A 20,298-nucleotide genomic window follows, 5' to 3' on the forward strand; every position below is an offset into this window, starting at 1 on the left:
CGCTTAGTACCTTCAGCAGACGTGACGCTAGAAGCCCTGGCACCCGGTGTCAACGTCACACGAGCCCGGTGTGATCCATTACCTGCGGGGGCCTGCCCCGCAGGCCGCGCCCGCACGTCATCGTCCCGCACCGGTGTCCGTCGGCGGCACCCGATCGGCCCACCGCTGCGCGCCCCTGCACCATCTGGCCCATAGCGTCGAAGCGCGGGCCACTCGTGGCCGGAAAGGAGGCGCTCGATGCGCCGTCGTACCGGTGCCGCCGGCACGCTGATCGCGATCATCGCGATACTGCCGTTGGCCGACATCGCTCACGCCCAGGATCTGGACTGCGCCGACTTCACCTACCGGGAGGAGGCGCAGGCCGTGTTCGACTCGGACCCCACGGATCCGAACCGGCTCGACGAGGACCAGGGTCCGGACGACGGCATCGCCTGCGAGGCACTGCCCCGGCGCGGCGCCCCCGTCATCTCCTCGACCGCCGCTCCCGTCGCTCCGACGACTGTCACTCCGACAACTCCGGCGGCCGTCACTCCCAGGACTCCGGCGGCCGTCACCCCGACGCAGGGGGTGCGCGGCGGGCTGGGCGGGGCGTCGGACTCCGGACCGAGCGGCTGGACCACCGGAATCGGCCTGGCCCTGGCCGCGGGCGGCGTCGTCGCCCTCGGCCATGTGGTGAGGCGACGTCGGACCTGACGGCCGGCACGCGGCGGCGCCGCCTCCCTCAGCGCACCAGCAGGCCGAGCAGCCGGTCGGTCTCCGCGGCCGGGTCGGTGGTCAGTCCGGTGTGCACGGGCCCCGGCTGGACGACCGTCGAGCGGGGCGCGATCAGCCAGCGAAAGCGCCGCCCGGCGTCGTCGCGAGCGGCCTGACCCGCCGCTTCACCGCCCGTGCTGACACCCTCGGCGGCACGCAGGGCGGCCCTTACGCCGGCCACGTCCGCCTCCGGGTCCAGGGCGAGGAGCCGCGCCTCGTCGAGGTGGGTGCGCACGCCCACGTACGACTTGGCCCGGCAGTAGACCAGCACCCCGGCGTTGATGCACTCGCCTCGTTCGATGCGGGGGACGACGCGCAGCAGCGCGTACTCGAAGACGTCCCGCTCGTTGCGGTCGCTCCCCCTGATGATGTGGCGCTCGCTCACTTGCTTCCCTCGATGCCCTGGATGCGGTCGTGGACGACGGCGGCGCGCGCGGCCAGCGGACGCGCGTAGGCCCGGCGGAGGTCGTCCGGTGTGTCGAAACCGGGCTCGTCCGACAGCCACACGTCCGGGATCTTCGCGGTGACCTCGGCCAGAAGCTCCGCGGTGACCAGCGGCGCGAGCGCGGCGGCGGCCGCGGCGACGTCCGGCGCGAAGGACGCGAGCACGTGCTCGGAGGCGTCGTACGGGCGGGCCGCCGAGGCCTCGGCGCCGGGCCAGTTGTGGTGCCAGATCATGGTCGCGCCGTGGTCGATGAGCCACAGGTCGCCCTGCCACACCAGCAGGTTGGGGTTGCGCCAGGAGCGGTCGACGTTGTTCACCAGCGCGTCGAACCAGACGATCCGCCCGGCCTCCTCCGGGCTCACCTCGAAGGCGAGCGGGTCGAAGCCGAGGGCTCCGGAGAGGAAGTCCATGCCGAGGTTGGTGCCGCCGCTGGATTTGAGCAGTTCCTGCACCTCCGGGTCGGGTTCGCCGAGCCCCAGCACCGGGTCGAGGCCGATCGTCACGAGGCGCGGCACCCGGAAGCCGAGCCGCCGGGCGAGTTCGCCGCACACGACCTCGGCGACCAGCGTCTTGCGGCCCTGCCCGGCACCGGTGAACTTCATGACGTACGTTCCGCGGTCGTCGGCCTCGACGAGCCCCGGCAGCGAGCCGCCTTCACGCAGGGGCGTGATGTAGCGGGTCGCGGTGACCTCTCTCAGCATGTTCCCAGGCCACCTGTCTCTTCAGCCTTACGATTTCCGCCGGCAGGAAGATCTCCCCGTCTCCCGAGCAGTCCGTCGAGGACGGTGCGCCCCGTACTCCCGGCCTCCCGCATGAAGTGAGCATAGTAACCGAGGGTGATCGCCGGTGAGGTCCGGCGGATCATGCCGGAGACCGGATGATCCGCCGGACAGTTTTTCAGGAGCCGTCCGCGCGGACCGCGTAGACGTAGCGCTTGTTGGTGTATTCGCTGGCGTTCCAGATCACGGACTCGCTGTACGACCAGCCGGACGCCCCGCTGCTGTGGTAGCTGAGGTCCTCGCAGCCGACGGCCAGGTCGCAGACGGTGCTCGCGGTGGAGCCGCCGGAGGTGAAGGTACGCAGAGCGCCCTTGCCGGAGGGGCCGTTGCTCGCCGAGAGGTAGTGCTTGCTGTTGCGGGAGACGACGCCCTGGATCTTCTGCTGGCTGACGGTGACGGCTTCCGTCGCGGTGAGGGAGGCCGGGTGCCGGTCGGTGTAGTCGAGGTTCCAGCGGACCACCTTGGGTGTGGTGGTGCCCGAGCCCGTGCCGTTGAAGTTGCCGTCCGTGTAGTCGACGGTGCCGGAGAGCGAGTACTCGCTGACCACCAGGCTGTCGGGGCTGCTGGCGCGGTCGAGCCCGATCGCCGTATAGCGCAGGTACGTTCCTGCATTGTCGTAGGCGTGACTCTGCGGCAGGACGTACTGGTAGCCGTAGCCGTAGTACTGCCCGTCGGTGTGCAGTCCGCACACGTCCTTCTCCGCGGTGGCGACCTGGAAGAGGCTGCGCAGGTCGAACACTCGGAGCCCCTTGTAGGTGTCGACGACATAGAGCAGGTCGCCGTACCACATGATGCCGCCGGCGTGCTTGCGGATGGGATTGAAGGAGTACGCACCCGTGCTGGTCTTGACGGGTTCGACCAGCAGCACATGCCGGTACGTCGGTGCGGACGCGCTGCTGTAGTCGACGAAGGTCACTCGCAGGCCCTTGTCGAGCGGGTACTCGTCGACGCCGTCGGCGTCCGGATCGGTCTCGAAGAACCAGGAGACGAGGACGACCTTGTTGCTTCCACCCTCCGGGTAGAGGCCGTTGCCATAGGCGTCGGCGCTGGTGGTGACGCCCTGGGGTATCCAGTAGTCCACCACCTGGTCGTCGGTGTCCCAGGCGAAGCCGGTCTGGAAGGCCGTAGCGGTACTGGGCGCGCTGGTGAGGGCTCTGGCGCTGCGGTTGGTGTCGGCTATGACGGTGGTCGCGCCGACCTTGGTGAGGCTGTTCGCCAGGCCGGCCGCCAGATCGGCGAACTGGCCATGGCTGTTGGAGGACCGGCTGGTGAGGCTGAACTGGCCGGCGTTGATGGTGGCCGCGTGGGCGGTGGTGGGGGCGAGCACCCTGCCGGCCACACCGATGAACGGTGCGGTGGCCATGCCCTTGATGATCGATCTGCGCGTCATGGTCATGACCGGCAAAAGTAGAGGGATTCGAACACTCAGCACAACTACAGGTGTTCGGTTACCGGTCATCTGGGCGATGCCATAAACCACGGTCGGCGGCCGCCCGGTTGACGGGCAGCGGAGACGGCCTGCGCCGGCCCGGACAGGAAACCGACAGGACCGGACAGCGAACCGATAGCTCCGCTTTACCCACGGCCCATCGTGAGCAGGTCAAGATTTCGACGTTGTCTGAACAGGCGATCTGTGCCGACCGTATCTGTCGGCACATCGCGCAACCTCCCGAAGGGAATCGCACCATGACCAGCGCATCGTTCAAGCCCACCTCGGGGCCGGGCCGTCGTACCGTCGTGGCGGCGGCCGGAGCGGCTGGGCTCGCCGTCGCGCTGACCGCGTGCGGCGGCTCGGACGACGACTCGTCGAGCTCGTCCGCCCCCGCCGACTCGTCCGGCAGCAGCCCCACCGGGGACGGCTCGGCCGGCAACGCCGGGGGCGGCACGGCGCTCGCGGCGACCGCCGACATCCCCGAGGGCGGCGGGAAGGTCTTCGCCGACCAGAAGGTGGTGGTGGTGCAGCCGACGGCCGGCGAGTTCAAGGCGTTCTCGGCCACCTGCACCCATCAAGGCTGCGCGGTGAAGAGCGTCGCCGACGGCGTCATCAACTGCCCCTGTCACAACAGCAACTTCTCGATCACCGACGGCAGCGTGAAGAGCGGTCCGGCGAAGAAGCCGCTGCCGGAGATGCAGATAACCGTGAGCGGGGATTCGATCACCCTCGCGTGACCGTCAGCGCCGGACCGTACGGCGCTGCCGGCTGACGCAGGCCAGCACCTCGTCCGTGGTCGCGACCGTGGCGACCAATGCGAGGGTGTTGCGGATCATCGCGGGGGTGTAGTCGGAGGGCACCCCCGCGATGGCGTCCGTGGGCACGACGGCGGTGTAGCCGCGGTTCACGGCGTCGAAGACGGCGTTGGGGATCGCCACGTTGGCCGACACCCCGGTCACGATCAGCGTGCGGCAGCCCAGGTTGCGCAGCAGGGCGTCGACCTCGGTTCCCTGGATCGGCGACAGCCCGTGCAGCCGTCGTACGACGAGGTCCTCCTCGGCGGCCTCGATGGGCACGGCCAGGCGCACCGCGGTGGTGCCGGACAGCTGCTGGACGGGCAGCCGTTCGGCGGCGCGGAAGAGGCGGGCGTTGCGGCTGGCGCCGCGGCCGTCAGGGCGGCGTTCGGCGACCGCGTGGATCACCTGGACGCCGCCCCGGTGCGCGGCGGCGACGAGACGGGCGACGTTGGCGAGGGCACCCGACGAGCGTGCCTCCTCGGCGAGTTCGGGCAGGGCGCTGTCGGGTCCGACGACGCCCTGCTGGCACTCGACGGTGAGGAGGACGGTGGTCGCGGGGGCGAGGAGCTCACTGAGCTGTTCGTACGACGGCATGGCTTTCCCCTGGTCGCCGACGGGCTGTGGGCCGGGTGAGATTAACCACCATTGCGCGGGGACGGAAGACGACCCATGCTTTTTCTGACGTGATGTCAGAGGATCTCCTCTGACACGACGTGAGAGAAAGAGGGGGCCGCATGACCGTCACTCAGCGCCGAGGCCGCAAGATCATGATGACACCCGGCGAGCTGGACGAGTTCCTCACCAGCCAGCGCACCTGCCGGGTCGCCACCGTGTCCGCGACCGGCGCCCCGCACGTGAGCACGCTCTGGTTCGCCTGGGACGGCACGTCGATGTGGCTCTACTCGGTGGTGCGCAGCAAGCGGTGGACCGATCTGCGGCGCGATCAGCGGGTCGCGATCGTCGTGGACACGGGCGAGGAGTACGACGAACTGCGCGGCGTCGAGCTGTCCGGCACCGTGGACTTCGTGGGCGAGGCACCGCGCACCGGGGAGCTGTGCGCCGAACTCGACCTGCCCGAGACCCTGTTCGCCCGCAAGAACTTCCGACTCGACGAAATGCCGCACGACGGACGGCACGCGTGGATCCGGCTGACCCCGGAGAAGGTCGTTTCCTGGGACTTTCGCAAGCTCGGGTCGGCCTGACTCAACCGAGCTTCTCGGCCGCCGACTTGAGCGCCTCGACCGCCGCCCGGATCGACGGGCGGCGGTCGGCGTCCGCACGCCAGACGACGTACACATGCCGGCGCACCCGCTGCTTCAGCGGGACGGTGACGACCTCAGCGGGCATCGGGTGGCGCCCCAGCAGGGGGGCGATGCACACCCCCAATCCCGCGGCGACCAGTCCGAGTTGGGTGTGCGTCTCGGCTGCGCGGTGGCCGACGATCGGCTCGATGCCCTTGGAGCGCAGCGTGAACATCAGCCACTCGTGACAGAACTCGCCCTCGCCCCAGGTGATCCACTCGTCCTCGGCGAACTCGCCGAGGTCCACCTCGTCACGGTCCGCGAGACGGTGTCCGGCCGGCAGCGCCACGTCGGCGGGGTCGTCCAGGATGTGCGCCTTGACCAGGCCGTCGGGCAGCGGCATCGGCTTGTTGTACCAGTCGAGGACGACCGCGAGGTCGAGGTCGCCGCGGATCACCCCGGCGATGCCGCTCTCGGGTTCGAGCTCGGAGGAGCGGATCCGCAGGGCCGGGTGCTGGGCGCGCAGGGCGGCGAGCGCGGTGGGGAACAGGCCGCGCGCGGCCGTCGGGAACGCCGACAGCCTGAGCTCGCCGACGACCTGCCCGCGCTGGGCCTCCAGGTCGGACTGGGCGAGCTCGACCTGCGACAGGATGCGTGCCGCGTGCTCGGCGAGCAGCCGGCCCGCGTCCGTGAGCCGCACGCCCCGCCCGTTCTTGGCGAGGAGCTGCTGGCCGACCTCCCGCTCCAGCTTGGACATCTGCTGGGAAACGGCCGACGTGGTGATATGCAGTCCCTCGGCGGCGCCGCTCACCGAGCCGTGCCGGGCGAGGGCGTCGAGGGTGCGTAGGCGCTCCAGGTTCAACATGTAAGCAATACTACGAGATATCCCGTGAGAAATCTCGATTGTGCTACGAGGTTGTCGGCGCCATCGTTGTCCCCATGACCACCGTCACCGCCACCCGCACAGAGGTCCGGACCGCCTCCCGCCTCCGCCCCGCCCTCGACTGGCGCCTGCGCTTCGGCGTCCTCGCGCTGATCTGGGGTTTCAGCTTCCTGCTCATCAAGGTGGGTACCGAGGGCTACGCCCCCTTCCAGGTCACGCTCGGGCGCCTGGTCTTCGGCACGGCGGTGCTCGCCGCCGCGATGGCCGTACGGCGGGAACGGCTCCCGCGCGGAGCGCGCACCTGGGCGCATCTGACGGTCGCCGCGCTCTTCCTGAACGCGCTGCCGTTCTCGCTCTTCGCCTACTCCGAGCTGACGATCCCCTCCACGCTCGCGGGCATCTGCAACGCGACCTCGCCGCTGTGGGGCATGGCCCTGTCCCTGGTCGCCCTCTCCGAGGACCGGCCGACCCGGGTCCGTGTCGCCGGTCTCGGCCTCGGCTTCCTCGGCGTCCTGACGGTCCTCGGCGCCTGGCAGGGCTTCCACGGGCTGGACGCCACGGGCACGGCGATGGCCCTGTTGGCCTCGCTCAGCTATCCGATCGGCTGGATCTACGTCCGTCGCACCCTGGCCGGCTCCAGCCACTCGAACCTGTCGATGACCGGGGCCCAGTTGCTGCTGGCCACGCTGCAACTGGCAATCGTCACCCCGATGTTCACGAACCTTCCGAGCCACATCGCGATCACTCCCCTGCTGGCGATCGCGGCTCTGGGCGTCCTCGGCACGGGGCTCGCGGTCCTCCTCCAGTACGGCCTGGTCGCCGAGGTCGGTCCGACGACGGCCCAGATGGTCACCTACTTCATCCCGGTCATCGCCACGGCCGCCGGCGTCGCGATCCTCGGCGAATCGCTGAGCTGGTCGACACCGGTCGGCGCGGCGATCGTCCTGGCGGGGGCCGCACTGACGCAGGCAAGGCCGAAGGGACACGACCGCCACGCCGGTTCAGAGCCCGGGGCTGGGGCCGGGGCCGCGACCGAGTCCGCGCCTAGGTCTGCGCCCGGGGCCGGGGCCGGGGGCGGGTCCGTGCCCGCGCCCGGGTCCGGGACCACGACCGGGTCCAGGTCCGGGACCACGACCGGGTTCGGGACCACGACCGGGTCCAGGTCCGGGACCACGACCGGGTCCAGGTCCGGGACCACGACCGGGTTCGGGACCACGACCGGGTCCAGGTCCGGGACCACGACCGGGTCCAGGTCCGGGACCACGACCGGGTTCGGGACCACGACCGGGTTCGGGACCACGACCGGGTCCAGGTCCGGGACCGGGTCCAGGTCCGGGACCGCGACCGGGTCCAGGTCCGGCTCCGGCGCCGGGTCCGAGTCCGGGTCCAAGTCCGCGACCGGGTCCGCGCAAGGGTCCAGGCCCGGGTCCCCTACCGAGTCCGAACCCCCGGTCGCCCCCGAGTCCGTCCCCGGCGCCCCCGCCGACAGCCAGGACGGCCAGGACGGCCAGGACGGCCAGGACGGTCAGGACGGTCAGGACAGCCCCGCGCAGTCCCTCACCGAGGCCAGCTCCTAGACGTAACCGCGAACCGGGGCCGGCCTGACGGCGGAGGCGACCGCGTCCGCCAACGGGCCGGTCTCATGCTCGGCGAGTGTCGCGACGGTGATCCGGATTCCCGGCGGTGCGCTCATCCGGAAGCGGGCGCCGGGCGCGACGGCCCAGCCGGAGTGCAGCAGCCGGGCGACGGCTCCGGTCTCGTCGGGCACGGGGATCCACACGTTCAGACCGGAGCGCCCGTGGGCCTCGACACCGCGGGCCGCGAGCGCGTCGATCAGCAGTTCCCGGCGCGCCCGGTACGCGGCCGCCACGGTCGGCGTGTCCAGCGCGCCCTCGGCCCACAGCCGCCTCACGGCCTCCTGCGTGATCCGGCTGACCCAGCCGGGCCCGAGCCGCTGTCGTCCGCGCACCCGGTCGACGGTGACGGCGTCCCCGGTGAACACGCCGAGCCGCAGATCGGGGCCGTACGCCTTGGCGGCCGAGCGCACGAAGGCCCAACTGCGGGTGACTTCCGCGAGGGGATGCAGGGGTAGGTCGACGATGCCGTGGCCGTGGTCGTCCTCGATCAGCAGGGTCTCCGGGTGCGCCCGGAGCACGGACCGCAGGGCACGCGCGCGCGTGGCGCTCACCGCCGCCCCCGTCGGGTTCTGCGCCCGGTCGGTGACGATCAGGGCGCGCGCCCCGGACTCCAGAGCCCGCCGCACGTCGTCCGGGAGCGGCCCCTCGTCGTCCACCCGCACGGGGGCGGTGCGCAGCCCGAGTGCCGGGACGAGGTCGAGCAGACCACCCCATCCCGGATCCTCCACCGCGACGACGTCCCCCGGCTTGAGGTGGACGGCGAGGATCCGCTCGATGGCGTCCAGCGACCCCGACACGGCGGCGAGGGGCCCGTCCGGCACGCCGTCGGCGTCCAGTCCGGCCCGTGCGAGCCGCGCCAACTCCGGCTCGACGGGATCGTCTCCGTACATGACCGGCTGCCGGTCGCTCTGCTCGGCGGCCGCCGCGAACGCCTGCGCGAGGGAGGGCAGCAGCGCGGGATCCGGGTTGCCGTTCGACACGTCCCGCACGCCCTCGGGCACGTCCACGCGGATGTGCTCGCGCCCGGTCGTGGCCGGCTTGGGCCGCACCCTGCTGCCCCGGCGCCCGGCGGTCTCGATGACCGCGCGCTCGCGCAGAGTGCGGTACGCGGCCGCGACGGTGTTGGGGTTCACGCCCAGTTCGGTAGCCAACTCCCGCATGGGAGGCAGGAGTTGGCCCGGGGACAGCTCACCGGCACCCACCGCCTGCTCGATGCTCGCCGAAATCTCTGCTGCGCGCCGGCCTGTGATCCGGTAATCTCCTAGCACAAAGCTAATTATGCACTAGTGCAATGGAGAGCGCAATGCAGGGGACCCAGCAGACGACGACGCAGCCCGCCGCCTACGCCCCGACCGACCGCACCGTCCCCACCCGCGCCGCGCACAAGGCTTCCTACGACAGGGAGTTGGTGCACGCGATACTCGACGAGGCCTACGTCTGCCACCTGGGTTTCGTCCGTGACGGGACCCCGGTCGTGCTGCCCACGCTGTACGGACGGGTCGGCGAGCGGCTGTACGTCCACGGCTCGACGGGGTCGCGCCCGTTGCGGATGACCGGACAGGCCGACCCCGGGCTCCCGGTGTGTCTGACGGTCACGCACGTCGACGCGCTGATCCTGGCCCGCTCCGCCTTCCATCACTCGATCAACTACCGGTCGGTCGTCGTACACGGCATCGCCCATGACGTGACGGACCCCGAGGAGAAGCGGCTGGCCCTGGACGCGCTGGTCGACCACGTCGTACCGGGCCGGTCCCGGGACTCGCGGCCGGCCAACAAGAAGGAGTTCGCCGCCACCGCCGTGATCCGCCTCGACCTCGACGAGGTCTCCGCCAAGCTCCGCACCGGCGGTGTCAACGACGAGCCCGAGGACCTCGCCCTCCCGCACTGGGCCGGAGTCGTCCCGCTGCGCAAGGGCTACGAGACTCCTCTCGACGACGCCGGCCTGGCCCCCGGCACCGCGATCCCCGACTACCTCCGGGCCCTCTGATGCTGATCCACCCTTGGGACGCGCCCCGTGACGATGCCGAATGGCAGGGCTGGCTGGCCGTCCACGACTTCGGACAGCTCGCCGTCAACGGTCTTCCGGGCGAGCCGCCGTACGTCCAGCCCCTGCACTTCGCCTACGACGCCGAGCGCGGCGAGGTGCTGACGCACCTGGCCCGTCCGAACCCCCTGTGGCAGGCCCTGGAGGCGAACCCGGAGGTCGTGCTGAGCGTGGTGGACGACTATGTCTACGTCCCCGGCCCCTGGCAGGCGCCGCCGGACAGCCCTTCCGAGCACGGCACCCCGACAAGCCTGTACGCGGCGGTCCAGCTCCGCTGCACGGCCCATGTCGTGGACGATCCGGCCGAGAAGGCCGCGCTTCTCAACCGGCAGGTCGGCCACTTCCAGCCGGAGGGCGGCTCCGCACGGGCGGCGGTGGGCGAGGCACCGTACGGCAGGCTGCTGGCCGGAATCCGCGGGATGCTGCTCGACGTGGTCGCCGTCCGGGCGAAGTTCAAGTACGCGGGACACCGGCCCGCGGAGGTCCAGGACCGGATCGCGGCCGGCCTCGCGGACCGCGGCGGCCCGCGGGACGCGGCGGCGCGCGAGCACCTGCTGAACCGGCGCGGAACATGAGCGACGAGTGGCCCTTCCCGACGGGAAGGGCCACTCCGCGTCACACGAGCACCGGTTCCCCGTCCAGGTCACCTCGCTTCTCCGCCACCGCGAGCCCGGCGACCGACCCGAGCATCAGCAGGGTGCCGGCCAGCGTGGTGGGGGTGAGCCGCTCACCGAGCAGCACCACGGCGAGCACCGCGGCTCCCACCGGTTCCAGCAGCATGATCACGGACACGGTGGTGGACCGGACGACCGCGGCGGCCGCGAAGTAGAGGGCGTAGGCGAGGGCCGTGGGGACGGCCGCGATGTAGGCCAACAGCCACAGGAGCAGGCCGGGTTCCGCGGTGTGCGGCACCAGCCCCTCGGCCAGGGCGAACGGCAGCAGGCACAGGCTGGTGACCGCGAGCGTCCACACCGACGTACTCGCGGCATCCGCACCGCCGTCCCGGCCCCGGCCCCGCGTGACCAGGGTCATCACACAGCACCCGGCCGCCGACACCAGCCCGAACAGCACACCCCAGGGGCGCACGGACGCGTCCTCGCCCCCGAGCATCAGTACCCCGAGCCCGGCGAGCGCCCCGACGACGGCGAGCGCCCCGCCCCGTCCCAGCCGCTCCCCCAGGGTCAGCCTCGCGCCGAGCGCGATGAGGACGGGACCGGCGCCCAGGGTGACGACGGTGGCCACGGCGAGGCCGGTGGCTTCGACGGACGCGAAGTAGGCCGTCTGGAACACGGCCAGACAGACCCCCGTGACACCAGCCCGCCGCGCCTTGTGACGCAGCGGTTCCCGTACGGCCGTCCGCGCGCCGCCCGTTCGCAGGCGGCGGGCGGCGAGCAGCAGGACGAGCCCGGCCGCGCAGCGCCAGAAGGACAGGGCGACGGGTCCGATGTCACTGGCGCCATAGGCCAGGGAAGCGACCGCGCCGGCGGTGCCCCAGGCGACGCCGGCGACGATCAGGTAGAGAAGGCCTCGCCCGATGGGCAGGCCGGAAGCAGCATTCGACACGCGTTCTCTCCGCAGTGCGCAAGGTGCGCTGAAGTTCGGGAAAGGACGCCCGCTGGGCGGGGTCCGCGGACTTCGTCTGCGGGCAGCACCGTTCCGCCCGGCGGTGTGCTGCCGGGCTCAGGGGTCTCGGAGTGGGTCTCGGACACCCCGCTTCGCCGGATGGCCCGCCTCAGGTGGCCGGCGGCGGAAGAACGATGCGGTGCAGGTGCATGATCGGGAGCCTAGGTGGCGGTTCCGCGGGCCGACAACTCACTTTCCGTGCCACCGCTCGCCACCGGCTCCGGGGAGCCCTTGGCGGGCGCCGACGACTGGGCGATGAACGCTCCGGTCAGGACGACCGCGCCACCGATGATCTGCGGTGCCGAAAGGTGCTCGCCGAGCAGCACCCAGGCCAGGACGGTGGCGATGACCGCTTCGAGGCAGGCCACGACGCCAGCGACCTGCGGCGAGAGCCGGCGCACCGAGACCACCCCGGTGACGTAGGCGAGCACCGTGGCGACGAGCACGATCCAGGTGAGCAGCAGACCGGCGGCCACCGGCGTACCGTCCATGTCCGCGCTGCGGGCGAGCAAGGACCAGTCCATGTTCCAGGGGCGTGCTACGACGGTCAGCACGGCGGTGCCGACGAGGAGGCCGTACGCGATGACCCCGAGCGGGTCAGGTGCCTCCGCGCCGGAGTCGCTGCCCTGGTCGGACAGGACGAAGTAGCCGACCTGGCAGCAGGCGGCACCGAGGGCGAGCAGCAGACCGAGGGCGTCGAAGCTCAGACCCGACCAGACCTCGACGACACAGGCGAGTCCGCCGACCGCGAGGACCACGCCGAGCGCGGCGGCACGCGTCACCGGCCGCCGCTGCACGAACCGCACCCAGCCGAGCACGAGGGCGGGTGCGAGGTACTCGACGAGCAGTGCGACCCCGACGGGTATGCGGGAGATCGCGGCGAAGTAGCAGGCCTGGACGCCGGCCACCGCGAGCAGACCGAAGCCGGCGAGCAGGGCGGGGCGGCGGCGCAGCAGCGCGCGGTGGCGTACGGCGACCGGCAGCATCACCACGGCCGCGCCCGCCACCCGCAGCCACACCACGTGGAGCGGGTCGAGGCCCGCTTCGATCAGCGGCTTGGCCGCGACTCCGGATCCGCCGAAGGCGAGCGCGGACGTGAGCGCCAGGCCGAGCCCGACGCCCCTTCCGCGATTGCCCTGACTGCTCTCAGACGTGTGCACCGGCACATGATGACAGGCCACGACATGAGCGTCATCCCCGTTGACACCTGTCTCAGCGAGTGGACCGGGACGGTCCCCTACGTCCCGCTCACCGGATTCGCCGCAGGGCGGTTCACCCGGACGAGCACATCCGTCGCGTCGATCCCGGCCCGGCCCAGTACCTCGACGGCCCGCGCCTGCGGGTCCACGACGATCGCCGCGAGCAGGTCGATGCCACGGGCCGGGCCGCCGCCACGCCGGGCGGCGCGCGCTCTGGCGTACTCCATCGCCCCGGCGGCCAGCGGCGAAAAGCCCTCCGCCTCGGTCACGACCGGTACGGCGCCGGAGTCCTCGACTGTGCCCTGCCAGCGGAGCCCGTATCCGATGCTGCGTTGCACGAGGTAGCCCAGGAGTCGGGCGAACTGCGGTTCGGCGTCGAAGAAGTCCCGCACCTCCGGGTCGCTCTCCAGGAGGGAGTGCAGCAGGTGGGCCGTGTCGATCTGCCGGTCGCCGTCCCGGACCGCCCGCCGACGGGCGCCGGAGAGTACCGCTGCCAGTTCGGCGCTGGGCCTGGCATCGTTGTCCGGGAGGACCGGGGGCCGGCCGCCGGGCTCTTGGGCCGACTGCCGGGGGATACGGGCTTGCACACCCCCTACCTCATCAGTCCCGCCCTCTCGGGTCATCCGCGAAAGGAAGCATCTTCGCGTCCCACGGGAAGGGGACCCCGCAGGCCGGAATCTCCTCCTTACGGATGAGATCACGCCCTTGTGCCCCGAGAGGCGCGCGCCGCCTTGCCCTGCGCCGGACTCGCCCACCCGAAGCATTTCTGATGGCTCGTCAGTATTGAATGTTCCGGGCCCTGCGGCTACGTTCCGCGACACCGCAGCCCGACACGGAGAGGTGGTCGCATGGCCGAAGTCAGCGCGGAGGCACGGATCGAGGCACCCGCGGAGAAGGTCTGGGACCGGCTGACCGACTGGTCCGCGTACGGCGAGTGGAACGCGACCCACACCAGCTTCCCCGAGGGCGGCCCGCACACCCTCGCCGTGGGCGGGACGTTCCAGGAGAACATGAAGCTCATGGGGTTCCCGGCCGAGGTCGAGTGGACCATCGAGGAACTGGAGCCGGCCCGGGTACTCGCGATCCGCGGCAAGGGCCCGATGGCCGTGACCGTCGCCACGCGCTACACCCTCACCCCCGACGGCGACGACGCCACCACGGTCCGCATCGACGGCGAGTTCACCGGCGCCGCCGTCTCGCTGATGGCGGGCAAGCTCAAGGACTCGGGGACGGCCGCCCTGAACGAGTCGCTGCGCAGGCTGGCAGGCCTGTTGAGCTGACGGTTCTCCGGCCACAGGACTGCCCCGACCGCCCACGCGAAGGCGCCCCGCGGATCATTCCACGGGGCGCCGCCTCACTGCCGTAGGGCGCTCAGTCCTCATCGGCGAGGATCAGGTACAGCTTCTTGCGGGCGTCGTTGATCACGCCGACCGCCTTCTCGCGCTGATCCTTGCTGCCCGTCTTCCAGACCTGCCCGAAGGCCTCCATCAGACCGAAGCCGGCCTGGCGGATCTCACCCAGGGCCTCCCAGTCGACACCGCGGGAGGCTTCCTCCCAGGGCGCCTCAGGGCCCTCCTCGGCCGCGGTGCGGCCGGCGTCGGTGAGCGAGAACAGCTTCTTGCCGCCCTCGGAGGCGCTGGTGATCAGCCCCTCGTCCTCCAGCAACTGGAGAGTGGGGTACACCGAGCCGGGACTGGGCTTCCACGCCCCGCCACTGCGCTCGGCGATCTCCTGGATCATCTCGTACCCGTGCATGGGCCGGTCCTTCAGGAGGGCCAGGATCGACGCACGCACGTCACCGCGCCGCGCCCTCCCCCGCGGTCCGCCTCGCCCCCGGGGCCCCCAGGGCCCCGGCCCGAAGCCGGGACCGCCACCGGGACCACCCGGCCCGAAGGGCCCGAAGGCACCCCGCCGACCGTCGAAGCCGCCTCGGCCGCCCTGGCGGCCGGCGCCACCATGTCCACGTTCGAATCCGTGGGAACGCATCGCCATCACTCCATTCCATCGTTGATCTGTCGCGATGCGTCAACGATATATCGGCAACGTTCGCATGGCAAGCCCCCGAGCCAGGGCTTCCTCACCCGACACCGCCCCCGAATTCAGTCCAGTAGCGCGGAATTGGCCTTGGCCCCCGCCTCCGCAGAGTCCCTAGCGTCGGGGCATGCGCATCCGAATCGTCGACGCCTTCACCGACCGTCCCTTCGCCGGCAACCCGGCCGGCGTCCTGCTCCTCGACGCCTTCTTGGCGGACGACCGGCTCCAGAACATCGCCCTGGAGGTCAACCACGCCGAGACGGCGTTCGCCCACCGGCTGCCCGCAGGCGGCGAGGCCGACTGGGCGCTGCGCTGGTTCACGCCCGCCGCCGAGGTCGCCCTGTGCGGTCACGCCACGCTCGCCACGGCCCACGTCCTGCACACCACCGGCGCCCACGAGGGCCCGGTGCGGTTCGCCACGCGCAGCGGTGTGCTCGTCGCGACCCCCCGCGAGGACGGCTCGATCACTCTGGACTTCCCGACGGCACCGCTCACCGCGGTCGAGCTCCCCGCCGAAGTCGCCGTGGCCCTCGGCGCCGAGCCGCTGACCGCCTTCGACACCGGGCCGAACATCGGCGACCTGCTCGTCGAGCTCCCCGACGAGAAGACGGTCCGCTCCCTCGCGCCCGACCTCAAGGCCCTCGTCGCCCACTCCGAGCGCGGCGTCATCGTCACCGCCCGCGCCGAGGACCCCACCCGCGGCTACGACTTCGTCTCCCGCTGCTTCTTCCCCCGTATCGGCATCGACGAGGACCCGGTCACCGGCAGCGCCCACACGGCGCTCGCCCCCTACTGGTCCGAGCGCCTCGGCCGCCCCGGCCTCACCGGCCTCCAGGCCTCCGGGCGCTCCGGGCTGGTCCGTACGGAGCTGCGCGGCGACCGCACCCTGCTGACCGGCCACGCGGTGACGGTGATCGAGGGCGAGCTGCTGGCCTGATCAGCCGGCGGAAGACGCAGGGCAGGGCTGGCTGCCGTCGGCTCACGCCGTCGGCAGCCAGCCCACCTTCCCCGCCAGCAGCGCGTAGCCCACGAACGCGCCGATGTCGAGCAGGGAATGCGCCACCACCAGGGGGCCCACGCGGCCCCAGCGGCGGTACAGGTACACGAACACGACGCCCATCACCATGTTGCCGATGAAGCCGCCGATGCCCTGGTAGAGGTGGTACGAGCCGCGCAGTACGGAACTGGCGACCAGCGCGGTGCCGGGCGTCCAGCCCAACTGGCCGAGGCGGCGCAGCAGATAGCCCACCACGATGACCTCTTCGAGGATCGCGTTCTGCATCGCGGACATGATCAGCACCGGGTACTTCCACCACACCTCGGGCAGCGCCTCGGGCACCACGGTGAGGTTGAAGCCGAGGCCGCGCGCGGCCAGGTAGAAGGCGATCCCGGTGCTGCCGATGACCGCCGCGACCGCGGCCCCCCGGCCCAGGTCGGGCCAGGGCCGGGTGCGGTCGAAGCCGAGGGTGCGCAGGCCCCGCCCCTCGCGGAGCAGGAAGTGCGCGACCAGCGCGACGGGCACCAGCGCCGAGGCGATCCCGAACAGCTGCCAGGCGAGATCCAGCCAGGGGCGACCGGGGGCGGCCGATGCGTTGAGGGTGGCCGCCTGGTCCTTGAGGCCTCCCGGTTTGGTGACCGACCCGACAAAGCTGATCAGGGCGGACACACCACTCGCACCGAGCGAGACCCCCAGAACGAGCAGGGTCTCGTCCCGAAGGACCCGTCGTGAGGGCCGCTCCTCAGGAAAGGAATCGGCCACCGAGCCCGCCTCGGACTGCACACCTGCCTCCAAGTTGAGTGATCCCGCCGCATCCCCACGGCCGGCCGGGACTCAACAGGGAGGGCCACCACCGTCATGGGACATCACAGCTTGCCCGATCAGTATGGGGCGGGCGGCGGCGACCCCCGGTCGTGACCGATCACCGGACCACCGGCGGCTCCGTCCACGAGGTCGGCGAGCCGCTCGGGTCCACTCGGTGATCCTCAAGGCGATCGCCGCAGCGGGGGGTGCGGGCGCCGACCGACGCCCCGCTTCCTCACCTCAGCCCAGCGGTACCGGCTCCGGCAGCCCCACCGGCCACGTGTGCACCGGCTCGCCCTCGTGCATCAGCTCGCGGTACCACCGGGTCGTCGCGGCCAGTGCGGCCTCCCGGGACAGGCCGCTCTCCAGGGCCCGGTGGAAGGTCGCGACCTGCCAGGACGCGCCGTTGACCCGGCGTCGGCAGCGTTCCTCGATGACGCCGAGGTACAGGTCCCGGTCGGCGGGTTCGATGCCCCACGCGTCAAGGCCGGCCGCGGCCAAGGGCAGCAGCTCGTCCCGTACGAGACTGACGGCGTCGACCTCGGTCGTGCCGCCGTACCGGCCGCGCCGGGGCCAGGTGAGGCGGGCGTCGATGCCGTGTCGGCACGCGGCGTCGAAGTTGGCGGCGGCGGCCTCGAACGGCAGCCTGCTCCAGACCGGCCGCGACTCCTCGGCGAGGGCGCGTACGAGGCCGTAGTAGAAGGCCGCGTTGGCGATGACGTCGGTGATGGTGGGGCCGGCGGGCAGCACGCGGTTCTCGACGCGCAGGTGCGGGACGCCGTCGGCGATGCCGTAGACCGGGCGGTTCCAGCGGTAGACGGTGCCGTTGTGCAGGACGAGCTCGGCGAGCTTCGGGATGCCGCCCTCGTCAAGGACCTCGAGTGGGTCCTCGTCGTCACAGATGGGCAGCAGAGCCGGGTAGTAGCGCAGGTTCTCCTCGAAGAGGTCGTACGCGGAGGATATCCACCGCTCGCCGAACCAGGTGCGGGGGCGCACGCCCTGGGCCTGGAGTTCGGGCGGGCGGGTGTCGGTGGACTGCTGGAACAGCGGCGGCCGCGACTCGCGCCACAGCTCGCGGCCGAACAGGAACGGCGAGTTGGCGCCCACGGCGATCTGCGCGGCGGCGACGGCCTGGGCGGCGTTCCATACGTCGGCGAAGCGGTGCGGAGTGACCTGGAGGTGGAGCTGCACGGAGGTGCAGGCGGCCTCGGGCGCGATGGACTTCGAGCTGCAGGTCAGGCGCTCCACACCGTCGATGTCGAGGGCGAAGTCCTCGCCGCGGGCGGCCACGATCTGGTCGTTGAGCAGGACGTAGCGGTCGACGTCGGAGAGGTTCGAGGAGACCAGGTCGTCCCGGTCGAGGGTCGGCAGAATGCCGATCATCACGATTCCCGCGTCGAGCTCTCCCGCTTTCCTGTCGGCATACGCCAGCGAGGTGCGGAGTTCCTCGGCCAGCCGGTCGAATACCCGCCCACCCAATGCGTGTGGGGCTATGTTGACTTCCAGGTTGAACATGGCGAGTTCTGTTTGGAAATCTCGGCTTGCGATGCGTTCGAGCACCTGCGCATTGAGCATTTTCGGCATGCCGTCGGACCCGGTGAGATTCAGTTCGATCTCCAGCCCCATGAGGTTCCTGGGGCGGTCGAACCGCTTCTCGGCCAGGAGTCGCTCCAGCCCCGTCAGGTTCCGGCGGAGCTTGTCGCGGTAGCGCTGGCGATCGGACAGGTCGAACTGACCTGCCACGACCTTCTCCCCCATCGCAGGGTCCCTCCTCGCAGGGGCGGCCGAAGGCCGGCCGCCGGTGTCCGGGTCAGGTGGGATGATGCCCAGCCGAGACGATCGATAACGTCACGGGCGGGACCGGCAGCCGCTACTCTGGTGGATGTGCCCCCTGGCACATTCACCAGGCATGGTGCACGGTGCAGTTTCGAGTTCCCCGAAGAGCTCGTGAAAAACGCCGACAAGAATGGGCCGTCCGCCCTCCCGGTGTTTTCCGAGGTCACCGCCGCGCAGCCGGCCAGGAATCGGGATGACTACCGCGAATCGCCGACCGAATGGACCCTTGTTTTCCTTGCCGGAAACGGCTAGACGAAACATCGTCTGAACATGTGTCGTATAAACTCCGCGAACAAGGCAGAAGGCTGGCGCCCGCGGCCCTTCGATCCTGCCATCAGGTGACGCACGGCAGGCCTCGCGTGCACCCCTGGTCACCGGACCACGGCCCCCGCCTCTCTGACCACGTGAGCTGACAGCGTCGTCCGCCCAGCCCCGCCCTCGCGCCACTGTGCCTGTCGAATGAGAGGCGACCCACCATGCCGCTGCATGTCCTCCCGGCTCCCGCGCCCGCACTTCGCTCCGTCCTCACCGCGCTGGGTTCCCCCACCGCGGTCCGTGAAGCCCGAACTCCTTCCTTGCTGCACGCCCAGGGCCCTCTCACTCCCGAACTCCCCCTGCCGGTGCACGTCCTGGACGGCGTCGACACCGCGGGCGCCCCCGCCACCCGGCTGGCCGGCTGGCGTTTCCTGATCCGCTGCGGCGACCGTGCGGTGGCCGCGGCGGAGACCATGCTGACCCCCGACGGCTGGGCGTTCTCCCGCTTCTTCGAGGGCCCGTACATCGCCTCCACCGAGCAGGCGCTGCGCCAGGCGGAGAACATGACGCAGCCCTATCAACCACGCCTGCTGTCGGTACCCCGTCTCTACATGCTCACGCTCTGGCTGCACGGCGACTGCACCGCGGACGGCGCCACCGGCCACCCCGCCGCCACGGACCTGCTCGTGCCGCTGGCGCCGGCACCGCCCGGAATCGCCGCACACCGTCCGCACCGGGTGGCCGACCTGCTGCCGGTACTGACTCATCGGGTGACTCCGGCACCACTGCTGGGCTCACCGGCCTGACGTCCTCTTCGCGGCGGCCTTCGTACCCCGTACCCGAATTCCGGGCGGCGGGGTACGACGCTGTTTCCGACGCCCTTTGGGCTCATACCGAGATTACCGTCGAACCATTCGCTCGTACGAGCGCTTTACGGCTCGTACGAGCCGGATCGAGCCTGCTACCCATGCGGACTAGCCCTATTCGGCCACCGCGAACCACCCGAAGTGACAGTGCAGTTGGAATGAACCGTCCGCGCGGGTGAAGCGTCATCAACCTGTGAGAAGCGGTGCTGCGAAATCCCTGCGGATTGACGCCCGTGGGGCAACACTGGGTTCCGACCGACTTATCACAACGGGGGCCGGCATGAACGACGCTTCACGCCGCGGGACAGACACCACAGCAAACCCATCCATCACGACAGAGCGAAAGATCCCACCCATGTGCCAGCACCAGACACCGTGTCCGACAGCCGACTCCGCCGACCGGGAATCCGCCCGCCTCGTGGCGCATCACCCGGAACAGGGGTGGAGCCTGCTGTGCAACGGCGTTCTGCTCTTCGAGGACACCGGTGAGCTCCTGCCGGACGGACGGGTGATCGACCCGCACCGCCCGCTGGGCACCGCACAGGTGATGACCGCCGCCTGAGCGCCACCGGGCGGCGCACCGCACCGCCCGGAGTACTGAGGGGCCGGCACGCAGCGCCGACTGCGCACCGGCCCCGACGCATGTCCGGGGACGGTTACTCCGCGTAACACC

21 protein-coding genes and 1 pseudogene are annotated in these 20,298 nt (G+C 71.1%); 10 read left to right on the forward strand and 12 right to left on the reverse strand.

The features are described 5' to 3' along the window. Positions 1 to 237 precede the first annotated feature (237 nt). Positions 238 to 693: an excalibur calcium-binding protein gene (locus tag KUM49_RS41515; RefSeq protein ID WP_217242117.1), complete on the forward strand. Its 456-nt coding sequence runs from the start codon at positions 238 to 240 to the stop codon at positions 691 to 693. A 28-nt stretch (positions 694 to 721) separates the two neighbouring features. Here the strand turns inward: KUM49_RS41515 and KUM49_RS41520 are convergent, their stop codons facing one another. From KUM49_RS41520 to KUM49_RS41530, 3 genes are all read right to left on the reverse strand, one after another. Further along, positions 722 to 1,138, reverse strand: coding sequence for a DUF3037 domain-containing protein (locus KUM49_RS41520; protein WP_217242118.1), 417 nt, complete (start codon positions 1,136 to 1,138; stop codon positions 722 to 724). Next, positions 1,135 to 1,899, reverse strand: a complete 765-nt coding sequence (locus tag KUM49_RS41525) for a HipA family kinase (protein ID WP_217242119.1) — start codon at positions 1,897 to 1,899, stop codon at positions 1,135 to 1,137. The genes KUM49_RS41520 and KUM49_RS41525 overlap by 4 nt, the downstream gene beginning before the upstream one ends. Positions 1,900 to 2,095: 196 nt before the next feature. Further along, entirely contained in the window at positions 2,096 to 3,367 is a 1,272-nt protein-coding gene (locus tag KUM49_RS41530; RefSeq protein WP_217242120.1) for a hypothetical protein, read from the reverse strand. A gap of 296 nt (positions 3,368 to 3,663) precedes the next feature. On the opposite strand from KUM49_RS41530, the gene KUM49_RS41535 reads away from it, so the two are divergent. After that, positions 3,664 to 4,146 carry a Rieske (2Fe-2S) protein gene (locus KUM49_RS41535; protein WP_217242121.1) on the forward strand — a complete coding sequence of 161 codons (483 nt, stop codon included), beginning with the start codon at positions 3,664 to 3,666 and terminating at the stop codon, positions 4,144 to 4,146. A 3-nt stretch (positions 4,147 to 4,149) separates the two neighbouring features. Here KUM49_RS41535 and KUM49_RS41540 read toward each other — a convergent pair whose 3' ends face one another. Further along, positions 4,150 to 4,800 carry a cysteine hydrolase gene (locus tag KUM49_RS41540; RefSeq protein ID WP_217242122.1) on the reverse strand — a complete coding sequence of 217 codons (651 nt, stop codon included), beginning with the start codon at positions 4,798 to 4,800 and terminating at the stop codon, positions 4,150 to 4,152. 140 nt (positions 4,801 to 4,940) lie between these two features. On the opposite strand from KUM49_RS41540, the gene KUM49_RS41545 reads away from it, so the two are divergent. Then, positions 4,941 to 5,408 carry a pyridoxamine 5'-phosphate oxidase family protein gene (locus KUM49_RS41545; protein WP_217242123.1) on the forward strand — a complete coding sequence of 156 codons (468 nt, stop codon included), beginning with the start codon at positions 4,941 to 4,943 and terminating at the stop codon, positions 5,406 to 5,408. Position 5,409: 1 nt separating this feature from the next. Here the strand turns inward: KUM49_RS41545 and KUM49_RS41550 are convergent, their stop codons facing one another. After that, complete coding sequence (locus tag KUM49_RS41550; protein ID WP_217242124.1) at positions 5,410 to 6,312, reverse strand: LysR family transcriptional regulator; 903 nt, start codon at positions 6,310 to 6,312, stop codon at positions 5,410 to 5,412. Between the two features lie 74 nt (positions 6,313 to 6,386). On the opposite strand from KUM49_RS41550, the pseudogene KUM49_RS41555 reads away from it, so the two are divergent. Continuing rightward, positions 6,387 to 7,308: pseudogene (locus tag KUM49_RS41555) on the forward strand (DMT family transporter); the annotation flags it as partial. A gap of 595 nt (positions 7,309 to 7,903) precedes the next feature. Here the strand turns inward: KUM49_RS41555 and KUM49_RS41560 are convergent. Next, entirely contained in the window at positions 7,904 to 9,235 is a 1,332-nt protein-coding gene (locus KUM49_RS41560) for an aminotransferase class I/II-fold pyridoxal phosphate-dependent enzyme (RefSeq protein ID WP_217242125.1), read from the reverse strand. A gap of 35 nt (positions 9,236 to 9,270) precedes the next feature. Here KUM49_RS41560 and KUM49_RS41565 point away from each other — a divergent pair, with 35 nt between their 5' ends. Then, positions 9,271 to 9,954, forward strand: coding sequence for a pyridoxamine 5'-phosphate oxidase family protein (locus KUM49_RS41565; RefSeq protein WP_217242126.1), 684 nt, complete (start codon positions 9,271 to 9,273; stop codon positions 9,952 to 9,954). Continuing rightward, a complete protein-coding gene (locus tag KUM49_RS41570) occupies positions 9,954 to 10,586 on the forward strand; it encodes an FMN-binding negative transcriptional regulator (RefSeq protein WP_217242127.1) in 633 nt (210 codons plus the stop codon). The genes KUM49_RS41565 and KUM49_RS41570 overlap by 1 nt, the downstream gene beginning before the upstream one ends. Positions 10,587 to 10,626: 40 nt before the next feature. Here KUM49_RS41570 and KUM49_RS41575 read toward each other — a convergent pair whose 3' ends face one another. From KUM49_RS41575 to KUM49_RS41585, 3 genes are all read right to left on the reverse strand, one after another. Beyond that, positions 10,627 to 11,574: a DMT family transporter gene (locus KUM49_RS41575; protein WP_217242128.1), complete on the reverse strand. Its 948-nt coding sequence runs from the start codon at positions 11,572 to 11,574 to the stop codon at positions 10,627 to 10,629. Between the two features lie 221 nt (positions 11,575 to 11,795). Then, on the reverse strand, positions 11,796 to 12,800 hold the full coding sequence (locus tag KUM49_RS41580; protein WP_217242161.1) for a DMT family transporter: 1,005 nt from the start codon (positions 12,798 to 12,800) through the stop codon (positions 11,796 to 11,798). A gap of 71 nt (positions 12,801 to 12,871) precedes the next feature. Then, a complete protein-coding gene (locus tag KUM49_RS41585; protein WP_217242129.1) occupies positions 12,872 to 13,420 on the reverse strand; it encodes a Clp protease N-terminal domain-containing protein in 549 nt (182 codons plus the stop codon). A 261-nt stretch (positions 13,421 to 13,681) separates the two neighbouring features. Here KUM49_RS41585 and KUM49_RS41590 point away from each other — a divergent pair, with 261 nt between their 5' ends. Beyond that, positions 13,682 to 14,113: an SRPBCC family protein gene (locus KUM49_RS41590; protein ID WP_217242130.1), complete on the forward strand. Its 432-nt coding sequence runs from the start codon at positions 13,682 to 13,684 to the stop codon at positions 14,111 to 14,113. A 91-nt stretch (positions 14,114 to 14,204) separates the two neighbouring features. On the opposite strand, the gene KUM49_RS41595 is transcribed toward KUM49_RS41590, so the two are convergent. Further along, positions 14,205 to 14,819 (reverse strand): PadR family transcriptional regulator, encoded by a 615-nt coding sequence (locus KUM49_RS41595; RefSeq protein WP_217242131.1) that lies wholly within the window; start codon positions 14,817 to 14,819, stop codon positions 14,205 to 14,207. A 175-nt stretch (positions 14,820 to 14,994) separates the two neighbouring features. On the opposite strand from KUM49_RS41595, the gene KUM49_RS41600 reads away from it, so the two are divergent. Continuing rightward, positions 14,995 to 15,804 carry a PhzF family phenazine biosynthesis protein gene (locus KUM49_RS41600; RefSeq protein ID WP_217242132.1) on the forward strand — a complete coding sequence of 270 codons (810 nt, stop codon included), beginning with the start codon at positions 14,995 to 14,997 and terminating at the stop codon, positions 15,802 to 15,804. Between the two features lie 42 nt (positions 15,805 to 15,846). On the opposite strand, the gene KUM49_RS41605 is transcribed toward KUM49_RS41600, so the two are convergent. After that, positions 15,847 to 16,647, reverse strand: a complete 801-nt coding sequence (locus KUM49_RS41605) for a CPBP family intramembrane glutamic endopeptidase (protein ID WP_217242133.1) — start codon at positions 16,645 to 16,647, stop codon at positions 15,847 to 15,849. A gap of 261 nt (positions 16,648 to 16,908) precedes the next feature. Continuing rightward, complete coding sequence (locus tag KUM49_RS41610; protein ID WP_217242134.1) at positions 16,909 to 18,426, reverse strand: glutamate-cysteine ligase family protein; 1,518 nt, start codon at positions 18,424 to 18,426, stop codon at positions 16,909 to 16,911. Between the two features lie 554 nt (positions 18,427 to 18,980). On the opposite strand from KUM49_RS41610, the gene KUM49_RS41615 reads away from it, so the two are divergent. Both KUM49_RS41615 and KUM49_RS41620 read left to right on the forward strand, forming a co-directional pair. Beyond that, on the forward strand, positions 18,981 to 19,565 hold the full coding sequence (locus KUM49_RS41615) for a hypothetical protein (RefSeq protein ID WP_217242135.1): 585 nt from the start codon (positions 18,981 to 18,983) through the stop codon (positions 19,563 to 19,565). 415 nt (positions 19,566 to 19,980) lie between these two features. After that, entirely contained in the window at positions 19,981 to 20,187 is a 207-nt protein-coding gene (locus KUM49_RS41620; protein ID WP_217242136.1) for a DUF5999 family protein, read from the forward strand. The last annotated feature ends 111 nt before the right edge of the window (positions 20,188 to 20,298 follow it).

The sequence above is a fragment of the Streptomyces sp. AC555_RSS877 genome (assembly GCF_019049245.1).
Classification (GTDB): domain Bacteria; phylum Actinomycetota; class Actinomycetes; order Streptomycetales; family Streptomycetaceae; genus Streptomyces.